General features: G+C 73.7%; 21 protein-coding genes. 16 read left to right on the top strand and 5 right to left on the bottom strand.

All coding sequences use genetic code 11. The features are described 5' to 3' along the window. Positions 1 to 40: 40 nt before the first annotated feature. A complete protein-coding gene (locus ACIRYZ_RS16810; RefSeq protein WP_402944569.1) occupies positions 41 to 1099 on the bottom strand; it encodes a LacI family DNA-binding transcriptional regulator in 1059 nt (352 codons plus the stop codon). A 115-nt stretch (positions 1100 to 1214) separates the two neighbouring features. Next, positions 1215 to 1946, bottom strand: a complete 732-nt coding sequence (locus ACIRYZ_RS16805) for a response regulator transcription factor (RefSeq protein ID WP_402944566.1) — start codon at positions 1944 to 1946, stop codon at positions 1215 to 1217. A gap of 736 nt (positions 1947 to 2682) precedes the next feature. On the opposite strand from ACIRYZ_RS16805, the gene ACIRYZ_RS16800 reads away from it, so the two are divergent. The 7 genes from ACIRYZ_RS16800 to ACIRYZ_RS16770 all read left to right on the top strand — a co-directional run bounded on the left by ACIRYZ_RS16800 (position 2683) and on the right by ACIRYZ_RS16770 (position 7251). After that, the gene (locus ACIRYZ_RS16800) at positions 2683 to 2976 is read left to right on the top strand and encodes a MoaD/ThiS family protein (RefSeq protein WP_393031727.1); all 294 of its coding nucleotides are present in this window, start codon (positions 2683 to 2685) and stop codon (positions 2974 to 2976) included. Positions 2977 to 2981: 5 nt separating this feature from the next. Then, entirely contained in the window at positions 2982 to 4301 is a 1320-nt protein-coding gene (locus ACIRYZ_RS16795) for a hypothetical protein (protein WP_402944564.1), read from the top strand. A 153-nt stretch (positions 4302 to 4454) separates the two neighbouring features. Continuing rightward, a complete protein-coding gene (locus tag ACIRYZ_RS16790) occupies positions 4455 to 5177 on the top strand; it encodes a DUF2993 domain-containing protein (protein WP_393031733.1) in 723 nt (240 codons plus the stop codon). Between the two features lie 237 nt (positions 5178 to 5414). Beyond that, entirely contained in the window at positions 5415 to 5495 is an 81-nt protein-coding gene (locus ACIRYZ_RS16785) for an Ms5788A family Cys-rich leader peptide (protein ID WP_350517234.1), read from the top strand. Positions 5496 to 5730: 235 nt separating this feature from the next. Next, complete coding sequence (locus ACIRYZ_RS16780) at positions 5731 to 6567, top strand: sulfurtransferase (protein ID WP_402944560.1); 837 nt, start codon at positions 5731 to 5733, stop codon at positions 6565 to 6567. A 39-nt stretch (positions 6568 to 6606) separates the two neighbouring features. Further along, positions 6607 to 6897, top strand: a complete 291-nt coding sequence (locus tag ACIRYZ_RS16775) for a DUF1416 domain-containing protein (RefSeq protein ID WP_030059605.1) — start codon at positions 6607 to 6609, stop codon at positions 6895 to 6897. A gap of 99 nt (positions 6898 to 6996) precedes the next feature. Next, a complete protein-coding gene (locus ACIRYZ_RS16770) occupies positions 6997 to 7251 on the top strand; it encodes a hypothetical protein (protein WP_402944648.1) in 255 nt (84 codons plus the stop codon). Between the two features lie 37 nt (positions 7252 to 7288). Here the strand turns inward: ACIRYZ_RS16770 and ACIRYZ_RS16765 are convergent, their stop codons facing one another. After that, positions 7289 to 7651: a DsrE family protein gene (locus tag ACIRYZ_RS16765; RefSeq protein ID WP_380613195.1), complete on the bottom strand. Its 363-nt coding sequence runs from the start codon at positions 7649 to 7651 to the stop codon at positions 7289 to 7291. Positions 7652 to 8020: 369 nt separating this feature from the next. Here ACIRYZ_RS16765 and ACIRYZ_RS16760 point away from each other — a divergent pair, with 369 nt between their 5' ends. The 3 genes from ACIRYZ_RS16760 (at position 8021) to ACIRYZ_RS16750 (ending at position 10182) form a co-directional block, all read left to right on the top strand. Next, positions 8021 to 8623, top strand: a complete 603-nt coding sequence (locus ACIRYZ_RS16760) for an FABP family protein (protein ID WP_355671367.1) — start codon at positions 8021 to 8023, stop codon at positions 8621 to 8623. A 112-nt stretch (positions 8624 to 8735) separates the two neighbouring features. Continuing rightward, complete coding sequence (locus ACIRYZ_RS16755) at positions 8736 to 9200, top strand: Fur family transcriptional regulator (protein ID WP_402944557.1); 465 nt, start codon at positions 8736 to 8738, stop codon at positions 9198 to 9200. Positions 9201 to 9210: 10 nt separating this feature from the next. Next, the gene (locus ACIRYZ_RS16750; protein ID WP_393031751.1) at positions 9211 to 10182 is read left to right on the top strand and encodes a YgfZ/GcvT domain-containing protein; all 972 of its coding nucleotides are present in this window, start codon (positions 9211 to 9213) and stop codon (positions 10180 to 10182) included. 12 nt (positions 10183 to 10194) lie between these two features. On the opposite strand, the gene ACIRYZ_RS16745 is transcribed toward ACIRYZ_RS16750, so the two are convergent. Further along, entirely contained in the window at positions 10195 to 10761 is a 567-nt protein-coding gene (locus ACIRYZ_RS16745) for a D-aminoacyl-tRNA deacylase (RefSeq protein ID WP_402944555.1), read from the bottom strand. A 474-nt stretch (positions 10762 to 11235) separates the two neighbouring features. Here ACIRYZ_RS16745 and ACIRYZ_RS16740 point away from each other — a divergent pair, with 474 nt between their 5' ends. The 3 genes from ACIRYZ_RS16740 (at position 11236) to ACIRYZ_RS16730 (ending at position 13231) form a co-directional block, all read left to right on the top strand. After that, positions 11236 to 11880: an ABC transporter substrate-binding protein gene (locus ACIRYZ_RS16740; RefSeq protein ID WP_402944553.1), complete on the top strand. Its 645-nt coding sequence runs from the start codon at positions 11236 to 11238 to the stop codon at positions 11878 to 11880. A gap of 72 nt (positions 11881 to 11952) precedes the next feature. After that, positions 11953 to 12912 (top strand): asparaginase, encoded by a 960-nt coding sequence (locus ACIRYZ_RS16735; RefSeq protein WP_402944551.1) that lies wholly within the window; start codon positions 11953 to 11955, stop codon positions 12910 to 12912. A 109-nt stretch (positions 12913 to 13021) separates the two neighbouring features. Continuing rightward, positions 13022 to 13231 (top strand): dodecin, encoded by a 210-nt coding sequence (locus tag ACIRYZ_RS16730; protein WP_030288965.1) that lies wholly within the window; start codon positions 13022 to 13024, stop codon positions 13229 to 13231. Between the two features lie 142 nt (positions 13232 to 13373). Here the strand turns inward: ACIRYZ_RS16730 and ACIRYZ_RS16725 are convergent, their stop codons facing one another. Further along, positions 13374 to 13865, bottom strand: a complete 492-nt coding sequence (locus ACIRYZ_RS16725; protein WP_030244505.1) for an inorganic diphosphatase — start codon at positions 13863 to 13865, stop codon at positions 13374 to 13376. Between the two features lie 127 nt (positions 13866 to 13992). On the opposite strand from ACIRYZ_RS16725, the gene dacB reads away from it, so the two are divergent. The 3 genes from dacB (at position 13993) to tilS (ending at position 18488) form a co-directional block, all read left to right on the top strand. Next, positions 13993 to 15570: a D-alanyl-D-alanine carboxypeptidase/D-alanyl-D-alanine-endopeptidase gene (gene dacB / locus ACIRYZ_RS16720; protein ID WP_402944549.1), complete on the top strand. Its 1578-nt coding sequence runs from the start codon at positions 13993 to 13995 to the stop codon at positions 15568 to 15570. A 269-nt stretch (positions 15571 to 15839) separates the two neighbouring features. Continuing rightward, entirely contained in the window at positions 15840 to 17024 is a 1185-nt protein-coding gene (locus ACIRYZ_RS16715; RefSeq protein ID WP_393031766.1) for a zinc-dependent metalloprotease, read from the top strand. Between the two features lie 336 nt (positions 17025 to 17360). Then, entirely contained in the window at positions 17361 to 18488 is a 1128-nt protein-coding gene (gene tilS / locus ACIRYZ_RS16710) for a tRNA lysidine(34) synthetase TilS (protein WP_402944546.1), read from the top strand. The last annotated feature ends 2 nt before the right edge of the window (positions 18489 to 18490 follow it).

Genomic DNA, 18490 nt, shown 5'->3' with positions numbered 1-18490 from the left:
CTCATAAAGCCTGGTCAGGCCACCTTCGGAGCGGAATCGACTATTCCGTCGAGGCCCGGCCGGGGGCCGCTCCGTCGCAGCCGCAGGAACGGCGGATGACCAGGCGGGACGGGAACTTGCGGACCCGCTCGGTGTCCGAGCCGGGGACCATCAGCGAGTCGTCCAGCACCAGGTCCACGGCGGCCCGGGCCATCGCGTCGCGGTCGGAGGCGACGGTGGTCAGCGGCGGGTCGGCGAGCGCGGCCTCGGGCACGTCGTCGAAGCCGGCCACCGCGAGGTCCTCCGGGACGCGCAGGCCGACCTCGCGGGCGGCCCGCAGCACGCCGATGGCCTGGTCGTCGGTGGAGCAGAAGATCGCCCGGGGCCGGTCCGGCGAGCTCAGCAGGCCGAGCGCGACGTCGTAGGCGCCGTAGCGGTGGAAGGGCGCGTCGATCAGGTGCGGCTCGGTGGGGACGCCGTGCGCGTCCATGGCGCGCTGCCAGCCCTCGACGTGGTCGATGACCGGGTCGCCGGGGGCCGGGGACTCGACCGGGCCGCCGAAGCAGGCGACGTACGGGTGCCCGTGCACCTCCAGCAGGTGGCGGACGACGGCCTCGGCGCCGCCCACGTCGTCGGTGACCACCGCGACGTCGTCGATCGCCTCGGGCCGGCGGTGCAGCAGCACCACCTTCGCCCCCTCCATCGCGGCGAACTCCTCGGCGGCGCGCTGCGAGGGGCCCTGGCTGACCAGGATCAGGCCGGAGACCCGCATGCCGAGGAAGGCGCGGACGTAGTGGACCTCGCGGTCGTCCACGTAGTCGGAGTTGCCGATCAGTACGAGCTTGCCGCGCTCGGAGGCGGCCCGTTCCACGGCGTGCGCCATCTCGGCGAAGAAGGGCTGGCGGGCGTCCGGGACGACCATGCCGATCAGGTTGGTCCGACGGGAGGCCATCGCCTGGGCGACGCTGTTCGGCCGGTAGCCGAGCTGCTCGATCGCCGCGAGGACCTTCTCCCGGGTCGCGGGCGCGACCGGGCGCGGCCCGTTGTTGATCACGTAGCTGACGACCGCGGTCGAGGTCCCAGCCAGTCGGGCTACATCGTCGCGCGTCACCTTGGCCACGGGGGGAGTCTACGCGTGTGGCCCCCGGGGCGGCAGTGGGACCTGGGGCCGCCCCGGGGCACACCGGGCGCAATCCGGACGAGCCGGGCGGGGGACGGCCCGCCCGGCGCCGGGGTCAGGCCTCCAGTGGCGCGGAGGGGCGCTGGGCGAGCTCGGGACGCTCGCCCTTCTCGGGCTTCTCCGGGACGACGAAGCGGTAGCCGACGTTGCGCACGGTGCCGATCAGCTGCTCGTGCTCGACGCCGAGCTTGGCGCGCAGGCGCCGGACGTGGACGTCCACGGTCCGGGTGCCGCCGAAGTAGTCGTAGCCCCAGACCTCCTGCAGCAGCTGCGCCCGGGTGAAGACCCGGCCGGGGTGCTGGGCGAGGTACTTGATCAGCTCGAACTCCTTGAAGGTGAGGTCGAGCGCCCGGCCCTTGAGCTTGGCGGAGTAGGTGGCCTCGTCGACCGAGAGGTCGCCGTTGCGGATCTCCATCGGGCTGTCGTCGACGGCGACCTGGAGCCGGCCGAGCGCGAGCCGCAGCCGGGCCTCGACCTCGGCCGGGCCGGCGGTGTCCAGCAGGACGTCGTCGATGCCCCACTCGGCGGTCACGGCGGCCAGGCCGCCCTCGGTGACCACCAGGATCAGCGGGCAGCCGATGCCGGTGGAGCGCAGCAGCTGGCACAGGCTGCGGATCTGCGGGAGGTCGCGCCGCCCGTCGACCAGGATGACGTCCGCACTGGGGGTGTCCACCAGGGCGGACCCCTCGGCGGGGGCCACCCGGACGTTGTGCAGCAGCAGGCCGAGGGCCGGCAGTACTTCCGCTGACGGTTGCAGCGCATTGGTGAGGAGGAGGAGAGAACTCATACCCGGTGGTCCCCTTTCCGGGTCGTCGTGGTCGCGTTGCGGCTGCCGCCACAGCCGAATGGCGCACGATCGACGGGGCGTCGCGCGATGGGGGTCCCCCCGGCCGGAGGCTGGGGGATCGTCCCCGGAGGGGCGGCAGCGGGCGACGCGAGGGTGAGGGGGAGGACGCGTTCCGGGTGGGCGCCGGGGGTGCGGACAGCGCACCGGGGGTCCCGCAACCCCTGGCGCACCGCTTCTGTCCTGTTCATCCCGCGAACCCTCCGGTCAGGTCCGGTACCGGGTGGCGGCCCGGCGCCGGGTGACGACACCCCGCCGGCCCGGCACGTCCTTGTGCCGCGAGAGGCGGGGCGGTTCCTGCGACGCGCCGGGGGTGGGCCGACGAATCGAAAGAACGTCCGTACTGGCGTCCTGAAAGCACAAAAGGACCCGGGGGCGACTCTGCCCGGATCCCTCTTGGTGGTTGAGGATAGCCGACCCGCTCCCGTGCCGGGAGTGCGCGAATCCGGCGGTTCGCCCAATCCGGGCGCGCGCCGGGTGAGCCTGGACACAGCTTCGAGCGCCGTCGCGCACCCGTCCGGCCAGGGCGATTGCCGGTCGCGACGGCGGACACGCCATCATGGGACGCACATCGGCGGCGCTGCGCGGGTCCATCGTTCGGGTGGTCGGGCGGCCGCGCCGGTGGCGAGCCGGACCGGGTCACCGGGGCCGGGCGAGGACGAACGGAAGGGGTGGCCCGATGGGCGCGACCACCGAGCCCGCGAGCGGCGCCCGGGTGCGCGGGACGATCCGCTACTGGGCGGCGGCGAAGTCCGAGGCCGGGCTGGCCGAGGAGCCGTACGAGGCGGTGACCCTGGCGGAGGCGCTGGCGGCGGCCAAGGAGCGGCACGCGGACCGGCCGAAGCTCGTCCAGCTGCTCGGGCACTGCTCGTACCTGGTCGACGGCGCCCAGGTGGGCGGCCGGGACCACGTGACCGTCGCCCTGACCGAGGGCGGGACGGTCGAGGTCCTCCCGCCGTTCGCGGGAGGCTGAGCGGCGTGACGGACATGAACAACCCGAACCACGGCGGCGGCTACGGCAACTGGCCGCAGCAGCCCCAGCAGCCCTATTCGCACCCGCAGTACGGGCAGCACCACCCGCAGCCGCACCCGTTCGGCTATCCGGTGGACGACGAGGCGGCGACCACGCTGCTGCCGCCGGTGCCCCCGATGGACGACGCGGCCGCGACCACGCTGCTCCCGCCGGTGCCCCCGATGGACGACGCGGCCGCGACCACGCTGCTCCCGCCGGTCACGGTCTCCGGCGCGATGCCGGTCGCCCCGCCGCAGCACCTCGGACGGCCGCCGGCGCAGCCGCAGTCGTACCCGCAGCAGCAGCCGCCGCCGGCCCGGGCGCGGCACCGGGCCCCGGCGCCGCAGCCCGCCCCGCAGCAGGCCGCCGCGCCCGCGGCGCCCATGCCGCCCGTGGCTCCCGCGGCCCCTGCCGGGCCTGGCTTCGACCCGCCGACCATGACGCTCAAGTGCCCGACCGCCCCGCTGCCCGGCCAGGTGCCCGGCATGCCCGGCGCTCCCGGTGCCCAGCCGTACGCGGCCGCCCCGGCGCAGCCGCTGCCGGTCGCCCCGCCGCCCGCCGCCGCCCCGCGCGGCCGGACCGGTTCGCCGATCATCGACCCGGGCCTGCAGCCCGCCCTGATCACGGCCGGCGTGGCCGCGCTGCTGGCCGGCGGCGCCGCGCTGGGCCAGGTGGCGCTGGCCCTGGTGGTCGCGCTGCTGCAGCTGCTGACGGCGGCCGGCTGGTTCCGGCTGAACGGCATGTGGCCGGCCCGCCAGGGCATCCTGCTCGCCGCGCTGGCCGGGCTCACCGCCGACGTGGCGGTGCTGCTGGCGGACTCCAACGGCGGCGTGGCGGCCGTGGTGGGCACCCTGGGCGGGTTCTTCCTGCTGGTCCTGGTGCTGCAGACGTTCCGCCCGTCGGACCCGAAGGAGCGCTTCTACGCGCTGACCGTGCTGGGCTCGGCCACCGTGGTGACGGCGCTGTGCACCACGCTGCTGCTGGCCGAGTGGGTGCCGGCCGGGGTGGGCGCGGTCGCGCTTGCCACCCTGCTGGCGGCGGCGCCGCTGCCCGGTCCGAAGCAGCTGGGCCCGGTGCTGGGCCTGGTCGCGGCGGTGCTGCTGGGCTTCCTGGTGGGCGCGCCGCTGGCCCTGGGGGCGCTCGCCGGGCTGGGCGCGCTGGTCGGCCGCCGGGTCGCGGCGTACGACTTCCCGTCCCGCTTCGTGCACATGACGGCGGGCGTGGCGCTGCCGCTGGCGGTGTCCGCGCCGCTGATCTGGATCGCCACCGACCTGCTGGCCGGCTGAGCCGGGTACGTCACTTCGATCTCCCGCCCCGGAACCACGTTCCGGGGCGGGACGTCGTACGGTCGTGCGGGAGCGGCCGCGGCAGGCGGCCGCCAGGGAACAGCGACAGACCACAGCAGACGACGACAGCGACCGGCGACGACGGGGGACACGATGCGCGGATGGCTGAAGGCGACGATCGCCCTGGTGGTGCTCTCCGGGCTGCTGGTGGGCGCCGACCGGATCGCGGTCGGGGTGGCCGAGGACGAGGCCGCCGACCGGATGGTGAAGAGCGGCCAGATGAGTCAGCGGCCGGACGTGACGATCGAGGGCTTCCCGTTCCTGACCCAGGTGATCTCGAAGAAGCTGGACGACGTCCGGATCTCCTCGGACGGCCTGACGGTCCAGAACAACGGCCACCAGGTGGCGCTGCACTCCTTCAAGGCCAAGCTCTCCGGGGTCGAGGTGAGCGACAACCTGAACAGCGCCACCGTGGACGACGGCACCGGCAGCGGCGTGATCTCCTACCAGGACCTCGCCCAGCTGCTGCCGCCGGCCTCCGAGCTGCTGGGCGGCGCCCCGCTGCCGGGCGGCGGCAACTCCCGGCTGAGCCTGTCGTACGGCGGGCCGGGCAAGATCAAGGCCTCGCTGGGGCCGGTCTCGGTCGGCGAGGCGACCGTGCACAACGAGGGCAACACCATCACCGTGGACGGCCTCAAGCTGAGCTCGCTGGCCGAGATGCTCGCCGGGTTCACCAACCGGAAGATCCAGCCGGCCAGTTTCACCCTCGACTCGATGCCGGCCGGGCTGAAGCTGGCCGAGAAGGACGGCGCGACGCCGTTGCCGGAGGGCCTCCAGCTGTCCTTCGAGGGCAAGGGCGTCAAGCTGCTGGGCTGACGCGGCCCCGCTCCGTCTCTGTTTCGCCTCCGTCCCGCCTTCGTTCCGCTCTGCGAGACGCGCTGTCCAGCGCGGACCGCGGAGCGGTTCCGTTTCCGCCCGTTGTGTGCCGCGGCCGGGAGCCCGGCCGGTGCCCGCTCGGTCGCATCCCAGCCAAATCCCGGTATTCGGTCGTTTCGATCTCGATATTCGATACGCTAATGACAGCGGGCCTCGGGTGTCCCTAGCATCGTCGGCATGAAGCGACAGACGGATCTCACGAAGCGGCGGGCGGTCGACCTGTGCCGCGTGGCCGCCTGTCTGTGTCGAATGCGCTAAGTCGGCGTCCTGGCAGGGCAGTTGACGCCCGCCGCCGATCTCTACGGCGACCTCGCCCGGCTGTTCGGGCCAGCGGTTGCCGCCGTACTCCGCAACTCCCCGCCCGGCCGTCCCGGTTCACCCCATCCGTCCCATCATTCGGACAGGATTTCGGACCGCATCCGTCCGGGCACCCCTGCAGTACCCCTGCTGAGCAGCACCTTCCGCCAACCGCCCTCGGATGGAGAACATCACCATGAGCCGCAGCGACGTCCTGGTCGACGCCGACTGGATCCAGGCCCACCTGGACGACCCGAAGGTCGTCATCGTCGAGGTCGACGAGGACACCTCCGCGTACGACAAGAACCACATCCGCAACGCCGTCCGGATCGACTGGAAGAAGGACCTCCAGGACCCGGTCCGTCGCGACTTCATCGACCAGGCCGGCTTCGAGGCGCTGCTCAGCGCCAAGGGCATCGCCAACGACGACACCGTCGTGCTCTACGGCGGCAACAACAACTGGTTCGCCTCGTACGCCTACTGGTACTTCAAGCTGTACGGCCACGGCGACGTCCGCCTGCTGGACGGCGGCCGCAAGAAGTGGGAGCTGGACTCCCGCGACCTGGTCTCCGAGGTCCCGGCCCGCCCGGCCACCGAGTACGCGGCGCAGCCCGCCGACGCCTCGATCCGCGCCTTCCGCGACGACGTGATCGCCGCCATCGGCACCCTCAACCTGGTCGACGTCCGCTCGCCCGACGAGTTCTCCGGCAAGCTGCTCGCCCCGGCCCACCTCCCGCAGGAGCAGTCGCAGCGCCCCGGCCACGTGCCGAGCGCCCGCAACATCCCGTGGGCCAAGAACGCCAACGACGACGGCACCTTCAAGAGCGACGAGGAGCTCAAGGCCCTGTACGAGGCCGAGGGCATCGACCTGGCGAAGGACACCATCGCCTACTGCCGGATCGGCGAGCGCTCCGCGCTCACCTGGTTCGTGCTGCACGAGCTGCTCGACCAGCAGAACGTGAAGAACTACGACGGTTCGTGGACCGAGTACGGCAGCCTGGTCGGCGTGCCGATCGAGCTCGGCAGCAACTGAGCCTCCGGCTCGACCTGTAAGTCAGAAGGGAAGACAGACATGTGCGGTGCGAAGGCCGGCGGCCCGGACCTGGCAGGAGTTGACGTGGCGAACGAGACGATCATCCAGGGTTCGGTGACCCGCGACGGTGAGCCGGTCAACGGCTACGTCCGGCTGCTGGACGAGGGCGGCGAGTTCACCGCCGAGGTGCCCACCTCGGCGACCGGCCAGTTCCGGTTCTTCGCCCGCCCGGGCAAGTGGACCCTGCGGGCGCTGGTCCCGGGCCAGACCGTGGACCGTCAGGTGGTGGCCTCCCAGGGCACCGCCGTCGAGGTCGCGATCGCGGTCTGACCGGATCGGACGATCACCCCGAGGGCCCTGCCGCGGCAGGGCCCTCGGCCGTACCGTGGAGAGGTGCAGGGAAGGCGTCGGCGGCGTTTCTACTTCGCCATGATGGGCGTGTGCCTGGGCCTGTTCGTCATGGCCTGGGGCGTGGTGCGGTTCTTCTCGGTGGGTGCCGCGGTCGCCCTGTGCGTGGTCGCGATGGTCATCCCGCCGGCCGCCGCGGTGTTCGCCAACAAGCGGGACCCGGACGACGATTGGTGGAACGACCCGCGCTGGGACGACCCGAAGTGGGACGACCCCGGTCACGACCGGGACCGCCCCGACCACGAGCCGCGCGACTCCTCGGGAGGACGGCCCTAGGCCAGACAGGCCTCAGGGGCCGGAGAGGTCCGGAGGCCTAGTACACGAGCGCCTGGACGCCGTCCGACATGATCTCGCTGACGAAGACCTGCGCGCCCGCGATCCGGACGCCCTCGACCGTGTCCTTCTGCTCGATCCCGCGTCGGGCCGCGCACTGGGTGCACAGCGTCACGGAGCCGGCCGCCAGGATCGACTCCAGCAGGTCCGGCAGTGGCGCCGCGTGCGGCAGCTCGAACTCCGCCGCCTTCCCCGGCAGGGCGAACCAGGAGGACTCCCCGGTCAGCCAGAGCGAGACCTCGATCCCGCTGGCGACGGCCACGGCCGCCACCGTGAACGCCTGCGAGCACCGCTCCGGCGCGTCCGCCCCGGCGGTGACCTTGATGACGAGCTTCTTCGACATGGCGCCACCTTAGAGGTCCCGCCGTCCCGGCCCGCCGTCATCCCGGAATCCCTTGGGTAAACCTTGGGCCCTTTGGGGAAACCTTGAGCGGCGCCGGAGCGCGGGGCGCGAACCACGACGTGGCGGGGCTCACCGCGACCGGCCGAAGCCCGGCGGATAGAGTGAGCGCCAGCAAAATCCACCACACTGTCGCCGCCTGGGAGCCCCCCGTGTCCGGTCTGGAAATGTTCTTCGACGGTCTGCTGGCCTTCATGGCCGTGCTGATCACCTGGTTCGCCATCTTCTCGGTGATGAAGCTGTACCAGGGCCAGCGCTGAGCCTGCCGTACGGTTGAGGCAGACCGCACCGACCACGACAGCGACCAGGAACATGATCGAGATCCCCTCTGACCTCCACAAGGACGTCGTCCCGCTCGCCTTCCTCCTCGGCACCTGGGAGGGCGCGGGCGTCTACGCCCCTCTGCCCAATGAGGGGGGCCCGGGCACGGAGAAGTGCAACTTCGGCCAGGAGATCGTGATCCGTCACGACGGCCGGCCCTTCCTGGAGTTCCGCTCCCGCACCTGGGTGCTGAACGAGGAGGGCGAGAAGGTCCGTCCGCTGGAGAACGAGCACGCCTTCTGGCGCATCACCAGCAACACCGACGGCACCACCGGCGCCCGCGGGATCGAGATCTCCTCCGTCCGCGACGACGGCACGGTCGAGATCTGGTACGGCGAGCTGGCCGACGGCAAGCCTCAGGTCGACGTCTCCACCGACGCGGTGGCCCGGATCGAGGGCTCCCCGGAGTACTCCGGCGGCAAGCGGCTGTACGGCTTCGTCAACGGCGAGCTGCTCTGGGTCGGCGAGAAGGCCGCCCCGAACGTGCCGCTGCGCCCGTACATGTCCGCGCAGCTGAAGAAGGTGCTCAGCCCGGCCCAGCTGATCAAGGACATCAACGACCTGCCGGACGACGGCATCGCCTTCTTCAAGTAGACACAGCTCAAGTAGGCACAGCTCACGTCAGGCCCGCGCACGAGGTAGGGACCGGCCCGCGGCCGGTCCCTACACTTGCATCAGGACCCCCGACCTTGACAGGGACAGCACCGTGGCGGACACCGGCACCACCGACTGGCAGCTCTCCGGCGACTGGAAGGCCGACCTGCGCGAGCGCGGCTACCGGCTGACCCCGCAGCGGCAGCTCGTGCTGGAGGCCGTCGACGTCCTCGACCACGCCACCCCCGACGACATCCTCTGCCACGTCCGCAAGACCGCCAGCGGCGTCAACATCTCCACCGTCTACCGGACCCTGGAGCTGCTGGAGGAGCTGGGCCTGGTCTCGCACGCCCACCTCGGCCACGGCGCCCCGACCTACCACCTGGCCGGCCGCCACCACCACCTGCACCTGGTCTGCCGGGACTGCGAGAAGGTCACCGAGACCGGCACCGAGATCGCCCAGCCGCTGATCGACCGGCTGCGCGAGGAGCACGGCTTCGACACCGACCTCAAGCATTTCGCCATCTTCGGCCGCTGCGCCGACTGCACCGCCGGGCGCGTGGACGGCCGGTCGTAAGCTGGCCGGTATGACCGGTGAGAAGAGCCCGCTGCTTGCCCTGCCCGGAGCCGTCCCCGCCGAGGGGGCCGACGAGGGTGTCGCCGCCCACTACGGCGACATCTTCCGCGAGCAACGGAACCTGTCACAGGGCGCCGGCTTCGTGGACCTCTCGCACCGCGGCGTGGTCACCGTCACCGGCGACGACCGGCTCTCCTGGCTGCACCTGCTGCTCACCCAGCACGTCAGCGAGCTGCGGCCGCAGCACGCCACCGAAGCGCTGGTGCTCTCCCCGCACGGGCACGTGGAGCACGCGCTCTACCTGGTCGACGACGGCACCACCACCTGGGCGCACGTCGAGCCGGGCACCCAGGGCGCGCTGGTCGCCTACCTGGAGAGCATGAAGTTCTTCTACCGGGTGGAGGTCGCCGACGCGACCGCCGACTACGCCCTGGTCCACCTGCCGGCCGGCTCCACCGCCTCCGTCGAGGGCGCCGCCGCCGTGCGCGAACTCCCCTACGGTCGGGACCTGTTCCTGCCGCGCGCGGAGCTGGAGGAGCTCACCGCCGGGTACGGCCCGGCGGCCGGGGTCTGGGCGTACGAGGCGCTGCGGATCGAGGGCCACCGGCCCCGGCTGGGCTTCGAGACCGACCACCGGACCATCCCGCACGAGGTGGACTGGCTGCGCACCGCCGTCCACCTGCAGAAGGGCTGCTACCGCGGCCAGGAGACCGTCGCCCGGGTGCACAACCTGGGCCGCCCGCCGCGCCGGCTGGTCTTCCTGCACCTGGACGGCACCGAGGAGACCCTGCCCCCGCACGGCACCGAGGTGCGGCTGGCCGCCGACCCGGACGGGCGGGCGCTGGGCTTCGTGACCTCCTCGGCCCGGCACCACGAGCTGGGGCCGATCGCGCTGGCGATCGTCAAGCGGAACGTCCCGGTGGACGCGGTGCTGCTGGCCGGGACGGTGCCGGGCACCCAGGACGTGATCGTCCCGCAGTAGCGGATCCGGGGCTCAGACCTCGACGAGGACGGTGAACGGGCCGTCGTTCACCAGCGCCACCTGCATGTCGGAGCCGAACCGGCCCGTCTCCACCTTGGCGCCCAGCGCGCGCAGCTGGGCGACCACCTCGTCCACCAATGGCTCGGCGACCGGCCCGGGGGCGGCGGCGGTCCAGGTGGGGCGGCGGCCCTTGCGGGCGTCCCCGTAGAGGGTGAACTGGCTGATCACCAGCAGCGGGCCGCCGATGTCCGAGCAACTCTGCTCCACGCCCTCGCGGTGGTTCCCCCGCTCGCCTCCGGCCGCTCCGGATCCGACGCCGACGGTCGTCGCTCCGGCGCTCCCTCCTTCGTCGGTCGCTTGTCGCTCCTCGCTTTCGGCGTCGGCGCGGCCTTCGGCTCGGGGGGAAGGCGGCAGGATCCGCAAGGTCCAGAGCTTGCGGGCCAGCTGGGCCGCCTTCGCCGGGGTGTCCTCGTGGGTGACGCCGACCAGGACGCACAGCCCGGGCCCCTCGATCGCGCCGACGGTCTCTCCGGCCACGGTCACCCGGGCCTCGGTCACTCGCTGCACCACTGCTCGCATGCCGCCATTGTGCCGGAGCACCGCACCGCCCCCGTAGCCCCTCGGGGCGCAAGTCTGGGGCGCGCACAGGGATGGCACACGCCGTGCGGCGCGCGCCTGCGCAGGTTCGGGCGCGCTTCTTCCTGCGGAAAGGGCCGGTCATATCAGCCACCCCCGTTCGCCAGGGGGCCGTTCGGGTGCACGGGCGGTGCGCGCGCGCCGGGTGGGGTGGCACGCTGGGGAACCGTACGAAGGGCCCGGCGCGCCTGGAGGTCCGCCGCACCGGGCCCGGGTTCGGCCGGGCGGTCGAGCCGGTAGGTCAGGCGTTCTGGCCGGGTCGCCCCGGTGGGTGGTTCCAGCCGGGGGACGGAACCCTTCGGGGCCCCCGGGCGTGCCAACGGACGGGACGCGCGGGCCCGTCGGGGGACGGGCCGGACCGGCGGCAGGGACGGGGTGCCGCGAGCGGGCGGGATCGGACGACGGCAGGTGGGCTGGATGATGGACGCGAGCAGCGCGGCGCGGAACCGCTCCGGACAGGTGGCGCAGGCCCCCGGGGACCCTTCCTGGGCGGCCGTCCCGGACGGCGAACCCGAACTGGAACGGCTGGGCCTGGACCAGCTGCGGGTGCTGCGCCGGGAGACCCTGGAGCAGGAGGCCGACCTGTCCTACCTGCGGCGGCTGCTGCACGGACGGATGGACATCCTGCGCGCCGAGCTCGACCGGCGCCCCGGCTGCGGCCCCGACCACCCCGCCCGAACGGGCGGCGAGGGGAGCGGCGCCCCGCCGACCGGCGAGGGTCGCGGCGGCGACCTGCTGGACCGGCTGCCGGCCATCCTGACCGACGCGCCCTCCACCGTGCGGCGCTCCGCCCGGCACGTCACCCTCGGCCCGCCGCGCACCCAGGAGTCCCAGCTGGAGGCGGACGCGCTGATGGGCGACGTCCAGCTCGCCGACCTCGCCGCGCACCCCGCCGAGGAGCTGTCGGCCGCCCTGGAGCGGCTGCGCGCGCACGAGCGCGAGGTCTCCGGGCGGCGCCAGCGGCTGCTGCGGACGGCCGACGGTTGCAATGCCGAGATCACCCGCAGGTACCGTGATGGGGAAGCACGGGTCGACGACCTGCTCTCGGAGAGGCCGCTCTGACCGGGTGAGTCGTCGAGGGCGGGTGCGGTCCGGCTTCCTCCCGGTCCACCCTCGCCCCGGAAGGCTCCCCCGATGTCCCAGTCCGCCACCCCGCCCGTGCTCGCCGAGGTCATACGCTCGGGCTTCACCGAGGGCCGCCACCACGGCTCGCTGGTCCTGCTCGCCGCCGACGGCTCGGTGGAGTTCGCGCTGGGCGACCCCGACGCGCCGGTCTTCCCCCGCTCGACGGCCAAGCCGTTCCAGGCGGTGGCCACCCTGCGGGCCGGGCTGGCGATCGAGGGCGAGCTGCTGGCGCTGGCGGCCTCCAGCCACTCCGCGGAATCGTTTCACCTGGACGGGGTCCGGGCCATCCTCGGCTCCGCCGGGCTCGACGAGACCGCCCTGCGGACCCCGGCCGACCTTCCGCTGGACGAGACCGAGGCGGAGCTGCTGCTCGGCACCGGCGGCCGCCGCGCCCCGATCCTGATGGACTGCTCCGGCAAGCACGCCGGCTGGCTGGCCGCCTGCGTCGCCAACGGCTGGGACACCGAGGGCTACCTCGACCCGGCCCACCCGATCCAGCGCCTGGCCCGCGAGGCCCTGGAGGAGGGCACCGGCGAGGCCCCCGCGCACGCCGGTGTGGACGGCTGCGGTGCCCCGCTGCTGGCCGTGACGCTGACCGGCCTGGCCCGCAGCTACCGCGGCCTGGTGCTGGCCGCCGAGGGCACCGCGCCGCGCCGCGTGGCCGACGCGATGCGCGCCCACCCCGAGTACGTGGCCGGCACCCGTCGGGCCGACACCTGGCTGATGCGGGCCGTCCCGGGCGCACTGTCCAAGATGGGCGCCGAGGCCGTCCAGGTGGTCGCGCTGCCGGACGGGCGGGCGCTCGCCTTCAAGATCGACGACGGCGCCGAGCGAGCCCGCGGGCCGGTGCTGGCGGCCGCGCTGCGCCGGCTCGGGGTGACCGGCGTGGAGGACACCGTCGAGCGGATCGGCGCGGCCCCGCTGCTCGGCGGCGGTGTCCCGGTCGGGCAGGTCCGGGCGGCGTTCTAGGGCGCGCCCTGGCACCTCCCGGACACCCGCCGACGGCCGTCGGGGTGCGGGCCGGGCGGGGGCGGTGCACGGTGGACCCGGGGCCGTCGCACAGCTGAGGGAGTCCGCCATGACCGACCATGTGTACCGGGTGACCGAGATCGTCGGGTCCTCGACCGAGAGCGTCGACGCCGCGATCCGCAACGGGGTGGAACGGGCCTCCCGGACGCTGCGCAACCTCGACTGGTTCGAGGTCTCGCAGGTCCGGGGCCATCTGGAGGACGGCCGGATCAAGCACTACCAGGTGTGCATCAAGGTCGGCTTCCGGCTGGAGGACTGAGCCCCGGAAGCGGCGGACCGGGACGGCGCACCGGGCCCGGACACGACAGAGGCCGGGGTCCGCGGACGAATCCGCGGGCCCCGGCCCCAGCTGTCCCGACCTGCCTCGAACCGTCCTGGTCGAGCGGGATCGGAACGACGGTTCAGTGACCGCCCTGCTCCGCGAGACGCTTGATCGAAGCGGTGACCTCGGCCTCGGCCTCGGCGCGGCCGACCCAGTTGGCGCCCTCGACGGACTTGCCCGGCTCCAGGTCCTTGTAGACCTCGAAGAAGTGCTGGATCTCCAGGCGGTCGAACTCCGACACGTGGTGGATGTCGCGCAGGTGCTCCCAGCGGGGGTCCGTCGCCGGGACGCAGAGCAGCTTGTCGTCGCCGCCGGCCTCGTCGGTCATCTGGAACATGCCGATGGCGCGGCACTTGATCAGGCAGCCCGGGAAGGTCGGCTCGTCCAGGATGACCAGGGCGTCCAGCGGGTCGCCGTCCTCGCCGAGCGTGCCCTCGACGTAGCCGTAGTCGGCCGGGTAGCGGGTCGAGGTGAAGAGCATCCGGTCGAGCCGCAGACGGCCGGTCTCGTGGTCGACCTCGTACTTGTTACGAGAGCCCTTCGGGATTTCGATAAGGACGTCGAACTCCAACGGTTCCTCCAAGGTAGGGACTGACAGAATCCAAGTGTCTCCTACGGGAGTGAGTGCTCAGGAAAGGGGCCGGTCGGTGGGAGCTGGGGGAGGGGCGGCGCGCCGCCGCAGGGGGACGGCCGCGGGATTGTTCGGAGCGGCCCTGCTGGTCGCCGGAACCGTCCTGACCGCGGGCGGTGCGTATGCGCAACCGTCCCCGACCCCCGGCAGGCACAGCGCCGGGCAGGGCGAGGACGACAACACCCAGGGCGACCAGGGCGACCAGGGCGACCAGGGCAGCCAGGGCGACCAGGGCGGCAAGCAGGGCGACCACGGGAAGGGCAAGCCCCGTACGGGAGAGAGTCCGAGCGCCGGCCCCAGCCGTCGGGCTGAACCGCCCGCCGCCACGCCCGGTGGCAGCGGTTCGCCGCTCGCCCACCCGGTGCCCGCGACGGGCGCCGTCCTGGCCACCGCGGAGAACGGCCCGGAGGCCGCCGTCCCCACCGCCCAGGGCCTGCAGCAGGCGCTCGCCCCCGCCCTCGCGGACAAGAACCTGGGCACCGTGACGATCGCCGTCGCGGACGCCGCCGGTGGTCAACTCCTGTACGGCTCCGGAGAGAACACCGCGGCCACCCCAGCCTCCACCACCAAGCTGGCCACCACGGTCGCGGCCCTGTCGCTGATTCCCGGTGACACCCGGCTCACCACCCGGGTGGTCCGCGGCGCGGACCCGGGCACCGTCACCCTGGTCGGCGGCGGGGACCCGACGCTCACCGCGCTGCCCGTCGACCAGGTGCAGATCGGCGGCCAGCCCGCCAACGCCGACACCGCCCCCGCCTCGCTGGAGGCGCTCGCCCGGCAGACCGCCGCCGCGCTCAAGGCGGCCGGCACCACCACGGTCAAGCTGGACTACGACCTGTCCATGTACGCGGTCAACCCGCAGGACAAGAAGCCCGACAACCAGAACCTCGCGCTGGTCGTCCCGCTGATGGTGGACGAGGCCAAGGTCGACCCCAAGAGCAGGGAGGAGGCCCCGGACCGGGTCGCCGATCCGGCCGGCGCGGCCGCCGAGGCCTTCGCCAAGCTGCTCGCCGCCCAGGGCGTCACCGTCGAGGGCAAGGCCAAGCCGGCCGCCGCCCCGGCCGCCGCCGACGCCGCCGTCCTCGGCAAGGTCGACTCGCCGACCGTGGCCCGGCTGGTCGAGCGCCTGCTGACCACCTCGGACAACCAGCTCGCCGAGGCGATCGCCCGTCAGGTCGCCCTGGCCGCCCACCAGCCGGCCAGCTTCGAGGGTGCGGCGACCGCCGTCACCCAGGAGCTCGCCAAGCTCGGGGTGCCGATGACCGGCGTGGTCCTCAACGACGGCAGCGGCCTGGACACGGGCAACGGGATACCGCCGGCGGTGCTGGTCCGGCTCCTGGCCCTGGCCGCCTCCGAGCAGCACCCCGCCCTGCGCCCGGTCCTCACCGGCCTCCCGGTCGCCGGCTTCACCGGCACCCTCGACAAGCGCTACGGCTCCGGCTCCGGCGCCGCCGACGCGGCCGGTCTGATCCGCGCCAAGACCGGCACCCTCCGCAACGTCAACACTCTGGCCGGCACCGTCGTCGACGCCGACGGCCGCCTCCTCGTCTTCGCCGTGATGACCCGCACCTCCGCCCCCGCCGACACCGCGCGCGCCGCCATGGACCGCATCGCCGCCCACCTCGCCGCCTGCGGCTGCCACTGATCGCTCCGCGGTGGGGGAGGGCGGGGCTGCCACCGCCGCCGCTGCGGGTTCGACGGCGGCGACCTCCGACGCGGGTGGCTCCGGTGGCCGGTGGCCGGGTTCGGGCGGGTGTGGGGGCGGGCAGGGTGGCTGCGGGGCGGGCGGATTCGCCCGCCGGCCGAGCCCGTGAACCGGTGCCTCCGTCCGGCCGTCGCGGCTCCCGGTCGGGCCGGGCGGATGTTCGGGGCGGGTGGCTGCCGTTGGTGGTGGGGAGCACGTACGGTGAGGGCATGACGAGCGCGAGTGGCGGGGCTGACATGGTCGACTGGAATCTCGCGGTCGCAACCGCGACCAGGCTGGTGCGGCCGGGGCCGGAGGTGAGCCGGGCGGAGGCGGCGGCGGTGGTCGCCGAGCTGCGCCGGCACGCCCTGGAGGCCGAGGAGCACGTGCGGGCGTTCACCGGGATGCGGTCGAGCAGTCTGACCGCGGCCGCCGCGACCCCGGTGCTGGTGGTGGACCGCCCGGGGTGGGTGCGGGCGAACGTGGCGGGTTTCCGGACGGTCGTCCAGCCGCTGGTGGAGAAGCTGCAGGCGCGCCGGGCGAACAGCGCGGCGGCGGGCGTGTTCGGTGCGGTGGGGGAGAAGGCCACCGGGATCGAGGTCGGGGCGCTGCTGGCGTTCCTGGCCACCAAGGTGCTGGGCCAGTACGAGACCTTCGCCCCGGCGGAGCCCTCGCTGGAGACGCCGGACAGTCCGGCGGCGCTGTTCGACAAGCCGCGGCTGGGCCCGGAGGGCCCCGGTCCGGGCCGGCTGCTGCTGGTGGCGCCGAACATCGTGCACGTCGAGCGCGAGCTGGACGTCGACCCGTCCGACTTCCGGCTCTGGGTCTGCCTGCACGAGGAGACGCACCGGACGCAGTTCACCGCGGTGCCGTGGCTGCGCGACCACATCCAGTCCGAGGTGCAGTCCTTCCTGGCCGAGACGGACGTCGACCCGGGCGCGCTGCTGGACCGGCTGCGGGACGCGGCGGGTTCGCTGGGCGGCGGCCTGCCGGGGGCGGGCGGCCGGGAGGGTCGGGAGAGCTCCTCCTCGGCGAACCTGCTGGAGATCGTCCAGTCGCCCGCGCAGCGGGAGATCCTGGGCCGGCTGACGGCGGTGATGTCGCTGCTGGAGGGCCACGCCGACGTGGTGATGGACGGCGTCGGCCCGGCCGTGGTGCCGACCGTCGCGGAGATCCGGGAGAAGTTCCAGCAGCGCCGTGACCGCGGGGCGAACCGGCTCGACCTGATGCTGCGTCGGCTGCTCGGCATGGACGCCAAGCTGCGCCAGTACCAGGACGGTGCGGTGTTCGTCCGCGCGGTGGTGGAGCAGGTCGGCATGGAGGGGTTCAACCGGGTGTGGACCTCCCCGAACACCCTGCCGACCAAGGACGAGATCCACGACCCGGCCGCCTGGGTCGCCCGGGTCGCGCGCTGAGGGCGCTGGGAGCGCTGGGAGCGCTGAGGGCCGAGCGGACCTGGAGGGCCGAGAGGACCTGGGGGGCTGAGAAGTCCGACAAGCTGGGACCGCCGCCGGTCGGTGGCGGTCAAACCCGCTCGTACGAGTGGTCCAATCGGGCAGATCGCGGGTGAAGATACGTTTCTCCATTCACCCGTACGTGGGACGGTGGTCGTACCGGTGGCGCGGGTGGCGTAGCGGGTCGCTCCTTTCTGCCACCATCTGTGAGCGCCCGGTAACGCGGCGCTCATGTCGGTGCGCGGTCCCCGCCGCTCCCGCCGCAGTCCTGTCCCCTCCGCCGAGGAGTCGTCCGCCGTGGGCCCTCACCCCGCCGTAGCCGCGATACGCCTGGCCGTTCGCCGTACGCTCACCGACCTCGCCGCCGAGGCCGGTACCACCTTCACCGCGCCCGTGCGCGAGCCCCGCGAGCGCCCGGCCGGGGTGCCGCTGGTCGGTGCCGCCGTCGGCACCACCCTGATCGGCAACGCCGCGCGCCACCCCTCCGGGCTGCCCCGCACCCCGGCCGCCCCCGGTTCGCCGCTGGTCCTGGTCGCGGTCAGCGGCGGCGCGGACTCGATGGCGCTGGCCATCGCCGCCGCCTTCGAGGCCCCCAAGATCGGTCTGCGGGTCGGCGCCGTCACCGTCGACCACGGCCTGCAGCCGGGCTCCGGCGACCGTGCCGCCCAGGTCGCCGAGCGGCTGAGCTCGCTGGGCCTGGACCCGGTCGAGGCGGTCCCGGTGCGGGTCGGCCGCTCCGGCGGCCCCGAGGCCGCCGCCCGGGACGCCCGCTACGCCGCCCTGGACGAGGCCGCCGAGCGGCTCGGCGCGATCGCCGTGCTGCTCGGTCACACCCGGGACGACCAGGCCGAGACCGTCCTGCTGGGCCTGGCCCGCGGTTCGGGCGCCCGCTCGCTGGCCGGGATGCCGGCCCAGAAGGGCCGCTACCGCCGTCCGCTGCTGGAGCTGGACCGCGCGGCCACCCGACAGGCCTGCTCCGCCCAGGCGATCCCGGTCTGGGACGACCCGCACAACTGTGATCCCGCCTACACCCGCTCCCGGGTCCGCCACGAGGTGCTGCCGGTGCTGGAGAAGCACCTGGGCGGCGGAGTGGTGGAGGCGCTGGCCCGCACCGCCCGGCTGTTCCGCGACGACGCCGACGCCCTCGACCAGTGGGCCGCTCTGGCCGAACGCGACCTCCGTACGGGCGAAGGCGCCCTGGACGCCGTGAAACTGGCCGAACTGCCGCCCGCCGTACGGCGTCGGGTGCTGCGCCGGGCCGCGCTCCGCGCGGGCTGTCCGGCCGGGGACCTGTTCGCGCGGCACCTGGAGGCGGTGGACCAGCTGGTCACCGGATGGCGGGGTCAGGGGCCGCTGCACCTACCCGGGGGCGTCGAGGCCACCCGCAGGTGTGGCACGCTGGTCTTTCGGCGGCAGGGCGACTGAGG

It is taken from the genome of Kitasatospora sp. NPDC101155, from assembly GCF_044768305.1.
GTDB lineage: Bacteria > Actinomycetota > Actinomycetes > Streptomycetales > Streptomycetaceae > Kitasatospora.
Note: the sequence above shows the minus strand (reverse complement) of the source record. Positions and strands in the feature narration are given on the sequence as shown.